Here is a 14,566-nt window from a genome sequence, read left to right as displayed (position 1 = left end):
CGGCGGCATCACTGGGAGGACGACCGAGCGTAGTCAGGCCGCTTCGCCGGTCGCAAGGCATCCACGACGATGTCGTCGGCCTGTGCCACATGCACGGTGGCCTGCTCCTTCTCCAGCGTCTGCACGACGCCGCCGGGGATGTTCAGCGCCGGCTCCAGGTCCTGCGGCTTGCCGATGACCTGGAAGACGTACGGCGCGGAGATCCGCCGGTCGTCGACCTTGATGTCACCGCCGTCACCGGAGAAGTACGTATTGGCAACCACCCTCACCCCGTTGACCTCGATCGCCTCGGCACCGGCCGCACGCAGCTCCTGGAGTGCGTCGAGCAGCATGTCCGGCTCCACCGCGCCGCCCGGGTCGTTGATCGTCAACGTGATCCCGGGCCCGTGCGCCGCCACGGTGCCCGCGAGGATACCGAGTTGCCGCTCCTTCTCCACCGTCTGCTTACGCGCTTCCTCAGCCTGGTCCGAGCTGTTCTCGAGCTCCGTTCGCTGATCGTCCAGACGCTGCTTCTCGTCTTCAAGACGCTGCGTACGGTCGTCGAGTTCATCGAGGATACGGACCAGGTCCTCCTGGCGCGCGCCGCGCAGCGCGCTGTTGTCGCTGTTCGACCGCACCTGGATCGCCAGCCCCAGGCCCAGGACGAACAGCAGCAGCGCCACGATGAGTTGAGCCCGGGTCACCCGGGGCGGCCACACGGCGGCGATCAGCCGCCGGCGCCCGGTGAGCTCCTCGGGGGCGCCGGCCGGCGGCTCGCCGGTGCGCTCGGTGTGACGGGAGAATTCTTCGTCGCTCATCGGCTTCAGGCCCGGAAGACGTGCCGGCGGATCGCCGCGGCGTTGGAGAAGATCCGGATGCCGAGCACGACCACCACACCGGTGGAGAGCTGGGCACCCACACCCAGCTTGTCGCCCAGGAACACGATCAGGGCGGCCACGACGACGTTCGAGAGGAACGACACCACGAAGACCTTGTCGACGAAGATGCCGTCGAGCATGGCCCGCAGACCGCCGAAGACCGCGTCCAGCGCAGCCACGACAGCGATCGGAAGATAGGGCTCGACCACCGCCGGCACCTCGGGCCGGACCAACAGTCCGACCACGACTCCCACGACGAGGCCCAGTACGGCGATCACGATGTGCCCTTCCCTGTGTCTGCCGCACCACTGCCGGTGTCTGCGGCCTTCGGCTCTGCTGTTCGTACGATCAGGCTCGGAGCAGCCGGGAGGCGCACCTGGTCCTGGACGGAGATGCTCGTCCTGATGGAGAACGTGTCCTTCAGCGCCTGCAGATACTGACCGTCGGCACTGTCCTGGAACGCGGTACTGAGCCGCTTCCCGTCCCCCACCGCAAGCACCGTGTACGGCGGCACGAGCGGTCTGTTGTCGACCAGTATGGCGTCGCCCGCGGCACGGATGGCCGACAGGGCTGTCAGCCGCTGCCCGTTGATGGAGATCGCTTCCGCGCCGGACTGCCACAGACCGTTGACGACCCGCTGCAGGTCCCGGTCGCGCACCCGCCCGGTATCGGCGAAACCGCTGGTCTCCCGCGGTCCGCCACCTCCCTGATCGGTGTCCTTCGCGTCGTCGACGACGAGCTTCACACCGGGCCCCTGCACCGCGGTCGCCCCGGAGAGCAGCGCCACCAGCTCGCCCTGGTCCCCACCATGCTTTTCCAACGCTTTACGTTGACGCTCGCTCACGTCGCCCCGCAACTTGTCCACCTGGGACTCGAGGCTGTCGGCCGCCGACGTCTCGGCGTCGATACGGTCGATGAGCTCCTCGCGTTCCTTGGCAAGGACGGGCGCCGAGACACGGGCCTCCGCTGCGCCGAGGGTGACCACCAGAGCAGCGAGCACAAGACCCCCCGCGAGAGCCAGCTTCGCCTTCAGCGTGCGGGGCATGCCCGCGCTCCCGTCGGCCTTGCGGCGCGCGGTGGCCTCCGCGTAACCGTCGTCCAGGCTGTGGTCCATCACATTGGTCAGCAGCGACATGGACGCGTCGGGGCGCGCGGGGGGTGAGGCCGTACTCCGATCGGGGGGCTGCTGCGACATGCCGCACATCGTCGCACGTCGCAACAGCTACCGCCGAATGGCCCCACCGGTGCGGCGGGAGCCGCGGTACGGCGCCTCCCGACGCAACCGGGAAAACGTCAGTGACCTGCGCTGTCCACGACCGTCGACCATTCGTCGAGCAGCGCCTGCGCCGACGCATCGTCGGGGCCCTCCGCCCACAAATGGGTGACGGCCTCGGCCGGGTCCGGAAGCACCATCACCCAACGACCGTCCGCCTCGACGACCCGCACACCGTCGGTGGTGTCGACGTCCCGGTCGCCGGCGGCTTCCACCACTCGTCGCATGACCAGCCCCTTGACCGCCCACGGCGTGGCCAGATCGCGGCGCAGGACATGCGCGCGGGGGATACGGGCATCGATCTGGCTCAGCGTGAGCTGCGTCCTCGCGACGAGCCCGATGAGCCGTACGAAGGCGGCCGAGCCGTCGAAGACGCTGCTGAATTCGGGAACGATGAAACCGCCGCGCCCGTCTCCGCCGAAGATGGTGCCTTCCTGCCGTCCCACGCGCGTCAGATCGTCGGGCGACGTCGTCGTCCACTCCACCTGCGTGCCGTGGTAGGCGGCCACCTGTTCGGCAACTCGCGTCGTCGTCACCGGCAGGGCCACGCGCCCGCTGCGCCGCTCGGCAGCCACCAGGTCGAGCAACACCAGCAGTGCCCGGTCGTCCTCCACGATCCGGCCGCGCTCGTCGACGAGGGAGAGCCGCTCGCCGACCGGGTCGAAACGCACACCGAACGCGGCCCGCGCCGAGGACACGATCTCCCCGAGCCGCACCAGCCCGGACCGGCGGGTGTCGGCCGACTCGGTGGGCCGTGATTCGTCGAGCCCGGGGTTGATCGTCAGCGCGTCCACGCCGAGCCGCCCGAGCAGACTGGGCAGCACCAGCCCGGCACTGCCGTTGGACGCGTCCACGACGACCTTGAGCCCCGCAGCGGCGATCCCGGTGGTGTCGACGTTGCGCAGCAGCGATCCGGTGTACGAGTCGAAGACGCTGGACGGGAAGTGCAGGTCGCCGATCTCTCCCGGGAAGGCCCGCCGGTACTCCTGGCGTGCGTAGACCCGGTCCAGCTTGCGCTGGCGCGCCTGGGACAGGTCCGCTCCCCGCTCGTCGAAGAACATGATGTCCACCGAGTCGGGCACTCCGGGCGAGGTACGGATCATGATCCCACCGGCGCTGCCCCGGGCGGTCTGCTGACGCGCGACCGGCAACGGCACGTTCTCCAGGTCCCGTACGTCGATGGCGCTGGCCTGCAACGCCGAGATCACCGCTCGCTTCAGCGCACGAGCGCCTCGGGAGTGGTCGCGGGCGGTGGTGACCGTCGAACCCTTCTTGAGGGTGGTCGCGTACGCACCGGCCAGCCGCACAGCGAGTTCCGGCGTGATTTCCACGTTCAGAATTCCCGAGACACCGCGGGCACCGAAGAGATGAGCCTGCCCGCGGGACTCCCAGATCACCGACGTATTGACAAAGGCGCCGGCCTCGATGGTCTTGAAGGGGTAGACCCGGACATTGCCCTGAATGATCGATTCCTCACCGACCAGGCACTCGTCCCCGATGACCGCGCCGTCCTCGATACGGGCCGCCCGCATGATGTCGGTATTCTTGCCGACCACGCATCCACGCAGATTGCAGTGCTGACCGATGTAGACGTTGTCGTGAATCACTGCCCGGTGCAGGAAGGCACCCGTTTTGACGACGACGTTCGAACCGACGACCGTGTGCTCACGAAGCTCGGCCCCGGCCTCGATCTTTGCGTAGTCCCCGATGTACACGGGCCCCCGCAGAACCGCGTCGGGATGAACCTCGGCGCCTTCCGCGACCCATACACCGGGCGAGATCTCGAAACCGTCGATCTCGACGTCGACCTTGCGCTCAAGAACGTCGGCCTGCGCCTTCACATAGCTCTCGTGCGTGCCCACGTCCTCCCAGTAGCCCTCGGCGACATAGCCGTAGATCGGCTTGCCCTCCTTCATGAGCTGAGGGAAGACATCACCGGACCAGTCCACCGAGACATCGGCTTCGACATAGTCGAAGACCTCGGGCTCCATCACATAGATGCCCGTGTTGACCGTGTCCGAGAAGACCTGACCCCAGGTGGGCTTCTCCAGGAAGCGCTCGACCTGGCCGCCATCATCGACAATGGTGATCCCGAATTCCAGCGGATTGGGAACCCGGGTCAGGCACACCGTCACGAGCCCACCCTTTTCCTTGTGGAAGGCGATGAGATCGGTGAGGTCGAAGTCGGTGAGCGCATCACCGGAAATGACGAGGAAGGTGTCGTCCTTCAACGCCTCTTCGGCGTTCTTCACGCTCCCCGCGGTACCTAGAGGTTTCTCCTCGTTGGCATAAGTGAGCTCCATCCCGAGCTCTTCGCCGTCTCCGAAGTAGTTCTTGACGAGAGAGGCGAGAAACTGGACGGTCACGACGGTCTCATTGAGCCCATGCCGCTTGAGCAGCCGCAGCACATGCTCCATGATCGGCCGATTGGCGACAGGCAGGAGAGGCTTGGGCATGCTCGAGGTCATGGGGCGAAGGCGAGTGCCTTCACCACCAGCCATCACAACGGCCTTCATGTCGGAAACGTCCTCCTTGAAGAGACGACGGTCTAGCCGACTTCACCCGTCAGGGCAACACCTGAGACTTCACCGCGGACCGGCCACACTGCGCGGCACCGCATCAAACGAGCTCAATCGGCTACTACATCCGCCTTGACGAGCCGGCGGACCTGAACCACGTAGAGGATTCCTGCCCACCAATAGAGCGTTGTACCCCATCCTGCGAACGCCCATCCGAAAATGGCGGCCAGCGATCCAAGCCAACCACTTGCATCACTGAGCAGCAACAAGGGGAAGGCGTACATCAGGTTGAAGGTAGCCGCCTTCCCCAGGAAGTTCACCTGGGGCGGCGGATAGCCGTGGCGCCGGAGGATTCCCACCATGACGAGAAGCATCAGCTCGCGTGCCAGGAGCGCCGCCGTGAGCCAGAGCGGAAGGATCTCACGCCACGTCAGTCCGACGAGGGTCGAAAGGATGTACAGCCGGTCGGCGGCGGGATCCAGGAGTCGCCCGAGGCTGCTGATCTGGTTCCACCGGCGGGCGAGCTTACCGTCGAGGTAGTCGCTGATCCCGCTGAACATCAGTACCAGCAGCGCCCAGCCGTCGCTCTTCGGTCCGCCGAACTCGGGGCGAAGAATCAGCCACAGGAAGAGCGGTACCCCGACAAGGCGAGCCATGCTGAGGATGTTGGGGATGGTGAGGACCCGGTCCGTCTGAACCCGAGTCTCCTGGACCTCCACCCGGGGGCCTCCTGTGAAAGAACGTGCCAATGATGCCCCCTGACCTTACCCGCAGCCACTGGCGGCAGATGCACGGGGGTGGCGGTCGGCCCGTAAACGCAGAAAAGCCCCGCACCAGAGGTGCGGGGCTTTCCCGGAATAATTGTTCGGCGGCGTCCTACTCTCCCACAGGGTCCCCCCTGCAGTACCATCGGCGCTGAAAGGCTTAGCTTCCGGGTTCGGAATGTAACCGGGCGTTTCCCTAACGCAATGACCACCGAAACACTATGAAATTAACCAACACCGGGCAACAACACGGCCGTTCGTTATTTCAGAACTAACACAGTGGACGCGAGCAACTGAGGACAAGCCCTCGGCCTATTAGTACCAGTCAGCTCCACCCGTTGCCGGGCTTCCACATCTGGCCTATCAACCCAGTCGTCTACTGGGAGCCTTAACCCCTCAAAGGGGGTGGGAACACTCATCTCGAAGCAGGCTTCCCGCTTAGATGCTTTCAGCGGTTATCCTTTCCGAACGTAGCCAACCAGCCATGCCCTTGGCAGGACAACTGGCACACCAGAGGTTCGTCCGTCCCGGTCCTCTCGTACTAGGGACAGCCCTTCTCAATATTCCTACGCGCGCAGCGGATAGGGACCGAACTGTCTCACGACGTTCTAAACCCAGCTCGCGTACCGCTTTAATGGGCGAACAGCCCAACCCTTGGGACCGACTCCAGCCCCAGGATGCGACGAGCCGACATCGAGGTGCCAAACCATCCCGTCGATATGGACTCTTGGGGAAGATCAGCCTGTTATCCCCGGGGTACCTTTTATCCGTTGAGCGACAGCGCTTCCACAAGCCACTGCCGGATCACTAGTCCCGACTTTCGTCCCTGCTCGACCCGTCGGTCTCACAGTCAAGCTCCCTTGTGCACTTACACTCAACACCTGATTGCCAACCAGGCTGAGGGAACCTTTGGGCGCCTCCGTTACTCTTTAGGAGGCAACCGCCCCAGTTAAACTACCCATCAGACACTGTCCCTGATCCGGATCACGGACCCAGGTTAGACATCCAGCACGACCAGAGTGGTATTTCAACGGCGACTCCACAACCACTGGCGTGGCTGCTTCAAAGTCTCCCACCTATCCTACACAAGCCGAACCGAACACCAATATCAAACTGTAGTAAAGGTCCCGGGGTCTTTCCGTCCTGCTGCGCGAAACGAGCATCTTTACTCGTAGTGCAATTTCACCGGGCCTATGGTTGAGACAGTCGAGAAGTCGTTACGCCATTCGTGCAGGTCGGAACTTACCCGACAAGGAATTTCGCTACCTTAGGATGGTTATAGTTACCACCGCCGTTTACTGGCGCTTAAGTTCTCAGCTTCGCCGACCCGAAAGTCAGCTAACCGGTCCCCTTAACGTTCCAGCACCGGGCAGGCGTCAGTCCGTATACATCGCCTTACGGCTTCGCACGGACCTGTGTTTTTAGTAAACAGTCGCTTCTCGCTGGTCTCTGCGGCCACCCCCAGCTCATGGAGTAAATCCAATCACCAGTGATGGCCCCCTTCTCCCGAAGTTACGGGGGCATTTTGCCGAGTTCCTTAACCATAGTTCACCCGAACGCCTCGGTATTCTCTACCTGACCACCTGAGTCGGTTTAGGGTACGGGCCGCCATGAAACTCGCTAGAGGCTTTTCTCGACAGCATAGGATCATCCACTTCACCACAATCGGCTCGGCATCAGGTCTCAGACTTAATGTGTGACGGATTTGCCTATCACACGCCCTACACCCTTACCCCGGGACTACCACCGCCCGGGCTGGACTACCTTCCTGCGTCACCCCATCGCTTACCTAGTACAAGTCTGGTTCGTCGGCTCCACCACTACCCTCAACTCCGAAGAGATCGGGCCGGCTTCACGGACTTAGCATCGCCTGATTCAGTATTGGGCGTTTCAAAGCGGGTACCGGAATATCAACCGGTTGTCCATCGACTACGCCTGTCGGCCTCGCCTTAGGTCCCGACTTACCCTGGGCAGATCAGCTTGACCCAGGAACCCTTAGTCAATCGGCGCACACGTTTCTCACGTGTGTATCGCTACTCATGCCTGCATTCTCACTCGTGAACCGTCCACAACTCGCTTCCGCGGCTGCTTCACCCGGCACACGACGCTCCCCTACCCATCCGTACTCCCGTTGGGGATACATGTACGAATGACACGACTTCGGCGGTACGCTTGAGCCCCGCTACATTGTCGGCGCGGAATCACTTGACCAGTGAGCTATTACGCACTCTTTCAAGGGTGGCTGCTTCTAAGCCAACCTCCTGGTTGTCTCTGCGACTCCACATCCTTTCCCACTTAGCGTACGCTTAGGGGCCTTAGTCGATGCTCTGGGCTGTTTCCCTCTCGACCATGGAGCTTATCCCCCACAGTCTCACTGCCGTGCTCTCACTTACCGGCATTCGGAGTTTGGCTAAGGTCAGTAACCCGGTAGGGCCCATCGCCTATCCAGTGCTCTACCTCCGGCAAGAAACACACGACGCTGCACCTAAATGCATTTCGGGGAGAACCAGCTATCACGGAGTTTGATTGGCCTTTCACCCCTAACCACAGGTCATCCCCCAGGTTTTCAACCCTGGTGGGTTCGGTCCTCCACGAAGTCTTACCTCCGCTTCAACCTGCCCATGGCTAGATCACTCCGCTTCGGGTCTTGAGCGTGCTACTAAAACGCCCTATTCGGACTCGCTTTCGCTACGGCTTCCCCACACGGGTTAACCTCGCAACACACCGCAAACTCGCAGGCTCATTCTTCAAAAGGCACGCAGTCACGACTGTTGCTCCGAAGAACAACAGCGACGCTCCCACGGCTTGTAGGCACACGGTTTCAGGTACTATTTCACTCCGCTCCCGCGGTACTTTTCACCATTCCCTCACGGTACTATCCGCTATCGGTCACCAGGGAATATTTAGGCTTAGCGGGTGGTCCCGCCAGATTCACACGGGATTTCTCGGGCCCCGTGCTACTTGGGTGTCTCTTAAACGAGCCGTCAATGTTTCAGCTACGGGGGTCTTACCCTCTACGCCGGACCTTTCGCATGTCCTTCGCCTACATCAACGGTTTCTGACTCGTCTCACAGCCGGCAGACTATGAAAAAGAGATCCCACAACCCCGCATGCGCAACCCCTGCCGGGTATCACACGCATACGGTTTGGCCTCATCCAGTTTCGCTCGCCACTACTCCCGGAATCACGGTTGTTTTCTCTTCCTGAGGGTACTGAGATGTTTCACTTCCCCTCGTTCCCTCCACACTGCCTATGTGTTCAGCAGCGGGTGACAGCCCATGACGACTGCCGGGTTTCCCCATTCGGACACCCCCGGATCAAAGCTCGGTTGACAGCTCCCCGGGGCCTATCGTGGCCTCCCACGTCCTTCATCGGTTCCTGGTGCCAAGGCATCCACCGTGCGCCCTTAAAAACTTGGCCACAGATGCTCGCGTCCACTGTGCAGTTCTCAAACAACGACCAGCCACCCATCACCCCACCCCTAAGGGCGAGTTCACTGGGACCGGCAACTGAAGGCAACCTCGCGGCCATACCCTCAGACACCCAACAACGTGCCCGACACGACCGACCATCCCCCACGTTCCACGCCGAAGCAGTACTAGTGAAAAACAACCTGTCGTGCCGAATAGTCAACGTTCCACCCATGAGCTAACCACCGTCGAACATTTGCCGACGTAGTGGCCTCTGACCGAGCAAGCCCGGTAAGAAGTGCTCCTTAGAAAGGAGGTGATCCAGCCGCACCTTCCGGTACGGCTACCTTGTTACGACTTCGTCCCAATCGCCAGTCCCACCTTCGACAGCTCCCTCCCACAAGGGGTTGGGCCACCGGCTTCGGGTGTTACCGACTTTCGTGACGTGACGGGCGGTGTGTACAAGGCCCGGGAACGTATTCACCGCAGCAATGCTGATCTGCGATTACTAGCAACTCCGACTTCATGGGGTCGAGTTGCAGACCCCAATCCGAACTGAGACCGGCTTTTTGAGATTCGCTCCGCCTCGCGGCATCGCAGCTCATTGTACCGGCCATTGTAGCACGTGTGCAGCCCAAGACATAAGGGGCATGATGACTTGACGTCGTCCCCACCTTCCTCCGAGTTGACCCCGGCAGTCTCCTGTGAGTCCCCATCACCCCGAAGGGCATGCTGGCAACACAGAACAAGGGTTGCGCTCGTTGCGGGACTTAACCCAACATCTCACGACACGAGCTGACGACAGCCATGCACCACCTGTATACCGACCACAAGGGGGGCACCATCTCTGATGCTTTCCGGTATATGTCAAGCCTTGGTAAGGTTCTTCGCGTTGCGTCGAATTAAGCCACATGCTCCGCTGCTTGTGCGGGCCCCCGTCAATTCCTTTGAGTTTTAGCCTTGCGGCCGTACTCCCCAGGCGGGGAACTTAATGCGTTAGCTGCGGCACCGACGACGTGGAATGTCGCCAACACCTAGTTCCCAACGTTTACGGCGTGGACTACCAGGGTATCTAATCCTGTTCGCTCCCCACGCTTTCGCTCCTCAGCGTCAGTAATGGCCCAGAGATCCGCCTTCGCCACCGGTGTTCCTCCTGATATCTGCGCATTTCACCGCTACACCAGGAATTCCGATCTCCCCTACCACACTCTAGCCTGCCCGTATCGACTGCAGACCCGGGGTTAAGCCCCGGGCTTTCACAACCGACGCAACAAGCCGCCTACGAGCTCTTTACGCCCAATAATTCCGGACAACGCTTGCGCCCTACGTATTACCGCGGCTGCTGGCACGTAGTTAGCCGGCGCTTCTTCTGCAGGTACCGTCACTCTCGCTTCTTCCCTGCTGAAAGAGGTTTACAACCCGAAGGCCGTCATCCCTCACGCGGCGTCGCTGCATCAGGCTTTCGCCCATTGTGCAATATTCCCCACTGCTGCCTCCCGTAGGAGTCTGGGCCGTGTCTCAGTCCCAGTGTGGCCGGTCGCCCTCTCAGGCCGGCTACCCGTCGTCGCCTTGGTAGGCCATCACCCCACCAACAAGCTGATAGGCCGCGGGCTCATCCTTCACCGCCGGAGCTTTTAACCCCGTCCCATGCGGGACAGAGTGTTATCCGGTATTAGACCCCGTTTCCAGGGCTTGTCCCAGAGTGAAGGGCAGATTGCCCACGTGTTACTCACCCGTTCGCCACTAATCCACCCCGAAGGGCTTCATCGTTCGACTTGCATGTGTTAAGCACGCCGCCAGCGTTCGTCCTGAGCCAGGATCAAACTCTCCGTGAATGTTTTCCCGTAATCGGGAGACACATCACGAGAGCGGGACGATCAGCCGGAATAAGACCGATCGTCCACAGCGTCCTCGCTGTGTAATTGCCTACCGGAACCACAAAGGCCCGGCAGGACTTTCAAAGGAACCACCAACCTGCCGAAGCAGGCCGGGGTATCAACATATCTGGCGTTGACTTTTGGCACGCTGTTGAGTTCTCAAGGAACGGACGCTTCCTTTGTACTCACCCTCTCGGGCTTTCCTCCGGGCTTTTCCCTTCGGTCTTGCGTTTCCGACTCTATCAGACTCTTTCGTGTCCGATTCCCGGTCGAAGCGGCCCCCTGCGGAGCAGGAGAATTTTCACTGCGCTTTCCAGTTCTTCGCTTTCGCGTTTCCCTTTCCGGCGAGTCCGACTCTATCAGGCCTTTTCCGTGTCCCTTGACCAGCCCTGCAGGCATGCAGAAGCTCAGTCCGAGTTAGGGTTTGGGCTTAATAGTCGCCGCCGGCCCCCGACACAATGTCGCACTGGGGCCAGGCAGGAGTAGGACACTACAGGCCGCGGGGAGTCGAGGCAAATCGTTTCCGGTGCGCCCCTAGGTCTGCGTACCCGTTGGACTCGGGCGGAACCGGGACTTCTTATGACTTACGCTGCTGAACAGTACGCCGTCCCCTGCAAGCCGCGGCGGCCCCATTGAAGCTCCACCCTGGGAGGCTCCCTATGACCACTGTGACGTCCCCTCTTGAAGGACGTGCCATCGGACTCGCTGCGGTACCCGACCCGGTCTTCTCCGGTGCGATGGTCGGTCCCGGCACGGCCATCGACCCCTTGCGTGAGCCGTCGGAGGCCGTTTCGCCGGTGGACGGGGTCGTCGTCTCCCTTCACCCGCACGCCTTCGTCGTTGTGGACGGACAGGGGCACGGGGTGCTGGTGCACCTGGGCATCGACACCGTTCAGCTGAATGGCGAGGGCTTCGAACTCCTCGTCAACAAGGGTGACACAGTCACGCGGGGCCAGAGCATCGTGCGGTGGAACCCGGCCGCCGTGGAGGAGGCCGGCAAGTCGCCGATCTGCCCGATCGTCGCTCTGGAGGCCACGGCCGACTCCCTCTCCGACGTCCGCGAGGACGGCGATGTCAAGGTTGGCGACACACTGTTCGACTGGCAGTGACACGTTCGGCGCAGTAACAGCCGACCGGACAACCACCGCGGTGGCACGGATCGCCGCACAATCTGAGACGGGTGAAATGGAGACAACGCTGCGAGGCGTCGGCGTGAGCCACGGTGTGGCGATCGGCGAGGTACGGCACATGGGTACGGCCGTGCTCGAGCCGCCGGCCAAACGGATTCCTGCGGAGGAGGCCGAGCGCGAACAGGGGCGTGCCCGCCAGGCCGTGGACGCTGTTGCGGCCGACCTCAATGCCCGAGGCCATCTGGCCGGCGGCGAGGCACAGGCGGTGCTCGAGGCGCAGGCCATGATGGCCCAGGACCCCGAGCTCATGGCCGACGTGGATCGGCGCATCGCCGTCGGGAGCAGCGCCGAGCGTGCGGTGTACGACGCGTTCGCCGCGTACCGGGCTCTGCTGGCCGGAGCCGGGGAGTACCTGGCGGGACGGGTCGCGGACCTCGACGATGTGCGCAACCGGATCGTGGCGCGGCTGCTCGGCGTGCCGATGCCCGGTGTGCCGGACAGCGATGAGCCGTATGTGCTGATCGCGCGCGACCTGGCGCCTGCCGACACAGCGCTGCTCGACCCCGCTCTGGTGCTCGGATTCGTCACCGAGGAGGGCGGACCGACCAGTCACAGCGCGATTCTCGCGCGGGCGCTCGGTGTGCCGGCCGTGGTGGCTCTCCCCGGTGCCGGTGAGCTGGCCGAGGGCACGGTCATCGCGGTGGACGGCAGCACCGGCGAGATCTTCGTCGAGCCGAGCGAGGCGAAGCGTGCGGAGATGGAGAGCGCCGCCGCGGCCCGCAAGGCCGCGCTGTCCGCTTCGACCGGTCCCGGTGCGACGTCCGACGGTCACAAGGTGCCGCTCCTTGCGAATGTGGGCGGCCCCGGCGATGTTCCGGCGGCGGTCGAGGCCGGTGCCGAGGGTGTGGGTCTTTTCCGCACCGAGTTCCTCTTCCTGGACGACAGCAAGCAGGCGCCGTCCGAGGAGAAGCAGGTCGCCGCGTACCGGGCGGTGCTGGAGGCGTTCCCCGAGGGACGCGTCGTGGTGCGGGTGCTGGACGCCGGTGCGGACAAGCCGCTCGACTTCCTGACGCCCGCGGACGAGCCGAACCCGGCGCTGGGTGTCCGTGGGCTCCGTACCCTGCTGGACCACCCCGAGGTGCTGCGGACCCAGCTGACCGCGCTGGCGAAGGCGGCTGAGGGGTTGCCCGTCTATCTCGAGGTCATGGCGCCGATGGTGGCGGACCGTACGGATGCCAAGGCGTTCGCCGAAGCGTGCCGGGCGGCCGGGCTGCAGGCGAAGTTCGGCGCGATGGTGGAGATTCCGTCCGCCGCTCTTCGGGCCCGCTCGATCCTGCAGGAGGTGGAGTTCCTGTCGCTGGGCACCAATGACCTGGCGCAGTACACGTTCGCCGCCGACCGTCAGGTGGGTGCGGTGTCCCGGCTGCAGGATCCGTGGCAGCCCGCGCTGCTCGATCTGGTGGCGCTGTCGGCCGACGCCGCCAAGGCCGAGGGCAAGAGCTGCGGTGTCTGTGGTGAGGCTGCCGCCGATCCGCTGCTCGCCTGTGTGCTGACCGGTCTGGGTGTCACCTCCCTGTCCATGGGTGCCGCGTCCCTTCCTTATGTCCGGGCCACGCTGGCGAAGTACACGCTCGCGCAGTGCGAGCGGGCCGCTGCCGCCGCGCGCGCCGCGGACTCCGCCGACGAGGCGCGGCTCGCGGCTCAGGCGGTGCTGTCGGGCGAATAGTTCGCGCAACTGGTTGTGAAGGGGCTTCCCGTCGGACTCGGCGGGAAGCCCCTTCGGTGTGTCAGCGGTGTTCCTCCGGTTCGTCCGCACCGATGTCGAAGCCCGCGCAGTACTCCACCCCGGACTCCGGGGCGACGGGATCACCCGTGTCGGCGTCGGTGCAGTAGGCGCTGAAGACCTCACCGGCGGTGAGCGGTACGAGGCTGCCGCGGGTCAGTCGCCAGCCGTGGACCCGGTCGGGGGACCCGGGGCTGCTTGTACGGAGCACGAGTCCGCCGTGGCTTTCCAGGGCGATACCGACGGCGAGGACGGTGACGAACTCTGCTCCTTCGCCCGAATCGAGGAGGGCCGGACCGGTCGTGCCGCGCTCGGTGTGCAGGACGGCGAGGAGTTGTTCGTTCTCCGTGGGGGTGCTGCAGACCAGGTGGTGCGTCCCCGGGCCGGCCGTCTCCAACGTGCGCATCAGGAGGTGGGACGCCCGGTCGAAGGCGGCGCGGCCGATGTCCTGCCCGCAGTCGGCGCATTCGCCGAGGTCGGCCAGGCGCGTCGTGGCGTACTCCCACGTGGCCTGCCGGACCGCTCGGCTGACGAGGAGTGGGATCAGGTCGTCGATGCGTTGTCCGGTGTACGCGACCGTGGCTCCGGTCACGGCGATTTCGGCGGTGAATCGACTGCGGCTGGCCGGGGCGTCGGCGGCGAGGCCGGATTCGGCACAGAACTCCGCGTACTCCTCCGGGTCGAAGAGGGCAACGGTGGTGTGCATGCCCTGGGCAGCGAGCGTTTTGAGCAGGCCTTCGACCTGCTGCAGATAGACGGTGTGGTCGTCGAAGGTGAAGGTGCGGTAGCGCCGCATGGCCGCGAAGTCCCGCTCGTCGGCCAGGAGGCCGATCGTGCTCGGTGCTTCGCGGCGCAGCGTGCGTCGCATCGATGTGCCGGTCCGCCGACAGCCGGTGTTCTTGGTGTTCCTGGTGTGCGCCATGAGTCCCCCAGTGCGCTGACGAGCATTGCTC

General features: G+C 63.7%; 8 protein-coding genes and 3 rRNA genes. 2 read left to right on the top strand and 9 right to left on the bottom strand.

Annotation, left to right across the window (positions count from 1 at the left end; all coding sequences use genetic code 11):
* Positions 1-8: 8 nt before the first annotated feature.
* From OG963_RS36220 to OG963_RS36185, 8 genes are all read right to left on the bottom strand, one after another.
* On the bottom strand, positions 9-797 hold the full coding sequence (locus OG963_RS36220; protein WP_093777423.1) for a DUF881 domain-containing protein: 789 nt from the start codon (positions 795-797) through the stop codon (positions 9-11).
* Positions 798-802: 5 nt separating this feature from the next.
* Positions 803-1,135 carry a small basic family protein gene (locus OG963_RS36215; RefSeq protein WP_003970459.1) on the bottom strand — a complete coding sequence of 111 codons (333 nt, stop codon included), beginning with the start codon at positions 1,133-1,135 and terminating at the stop codon, positions 803-805.
* Positions 1,132-2,052 (bottom strand): DUF881 domain-containing protein, encoded by a 921-nt coding sequence (locus tag OG963_RS36210; protein WP_093777421.1) that lies wholly within the window; start codon positions 2,050-2,052, stop codon positions 1,132-1,134. Before OG963_RS36210 ends, OG963_RS36215 begins: the two co-directional genes overlap by 4 nt.
* Positions 2,053-2,150: 98 nt before the next feature.
* Positions 2,151-4,646, bottom strand: a complete 2,496-nt coding sequence (locus OG963_RS36205) for a mannose-1-phosphate guanyltransferase (protein WP_030921571.1) — start codon at positions 4,644-4,646, stop codon at positions 2,151-2,153.
* A 113-nt stretch (positions 4,647-4,759) separates the two neighbouring features.
* Entirely contained in the window at positions 4,760-5,368 is a 609-nt protein-coding gene (locus OG963_RS36200; protein ID WP_030921569.1) for a CDP-alcohol phosphatidyltransferase family protein, read from the bottom strand.
* A gap of 144 nt (positions 5,369-5,512) precedes the next feature.
* Positions 5,513-5,629, bottom strand: a 5S ribosomal RNA gene (rrf, locus tag OG963_RS36195).
* A 79-nt stretch (positions 5,630-5,708) separates the two neighbouring features.
* Positions 5,709-8,833 (bottom strand): 23S ribosomal RNA (locus tag OG963_RS36190).
* 299 nt (positions 8,834-9,132) lie between these two features.
* Positions 9,133-10,658: ribosomal RNA gene (locus tag OG963_RS36185) — 16S ribosomal RNA — on the bottom strand.
* Together the 16S, 23S and 5S rRNA genes form the textbook arrangement of a ribosomal RNA operon.
* A gap of 701 nt (positions 10,659-11,359) precedes the next feature.
* On the opposite strand from OG963_RS36185, the gene OG963_RS36180 reads away from it, so the two are divergent.
* Positions 11,360-11,809 (top strand): PTS glucose transporter subunit IIA, encoded by a 450-nt coding sequence (locus OG963_RS36180; RefSeq protein WP_030919156.1) that lies wholly within the window; start codon positions 11,360-11,362, stop codon positions 11,807-11,809.
* 76 nt (positions 11,810-11,885) lie between these two features.
* On the top strand, positions 11,886-13,556 hold the full coding sequence (gene ptsP / locus OG963_RS36175) for a phosphoenolpyruvate--protein phosphotransferase (protein WP_093775469.1): 1,671 nt from the start codon (positions 11,886-11,888) through the stop codon (positions 13,554-13,556).
* A 61-nt stretch (positions 13,557-13,617) separates the two neighbouring features.
* Here ptsP and OG963_RS36170 read toward each other — a convergent pair whose 3' ends face one another.
* The gene (locus tag OG963_RS36170) at positions 13,618-14,535 is read right to left on the bottom strand and encodes a hypothetical protein (protein ID WP_093775467.1); all 918 of its coding nucleotides are present in this window, start codon (positions 14,533-14,535) and stop codon (positions 13,618-13,620) included.
* Between the last annotated feature and the right edge of the window lie 31 nt (positions 14,536-14,566).

It is taken from the genome of Streptomyces sp. NBC_01707, assembly GCF_041438805.1.
Classification (GTDB): domain Bacteria; phylum Actinomycetota; class Actinomycetes; order Streptomycetales; family Streptomycetaceae; genus Streptomyces.
Note: the sequence above shows the minus strand (reverse complement) of the source record. Positions and strands in the feature narration are given on the sequence as shown.

Excerpts from the sequence above, each read along its gene's own strand:
- OG963_RS36220 (WP_093777423.1), bottom strand. The coding sequence starts at position 797 with ATGAGCGACGAAGAATTCTCCCGTCACACCGAGCGCACCGGCGAGCCG.
- ptsP (WP_093775469.1), top strand. The coding sequence starts at position 11,886 with ATGGAGACAACGCTGCGAGGCGTCGGCGTGAGCCACGGTGTGGCGATC.
- OG963_RS36170 (WP_093775467.1), bottom strand. The coding sequence starts at position 14,535 with ATGGCGCACACCAGGAACACCAAGAACACCGGCTGTCGGCGGACCGGC.
- OG963_RS36180 (WP_030919156.1), top strand. The coding sequence starts at position 11,360 with ATGACCACTGTGACGTCCCCTCTTGAAGGACGTGCCATCGGACTCGCT.
- OG963_RS36210 (WP_093777421.1), bottom strand. The coding sequence starts at position 2,052 with ATGTCGCAGCAGCCCCCCGATCGGAGTACGGCCTCACCCCCCGCGCGC.
- OG963_RS36205 (WP_030921571.1), bottom strand. The coding sequence starts at position 4,646 with ATGAAGGCCGTTGTGATGGCTGGTGGTGAAGGCACTCGCCTTCGCCCC.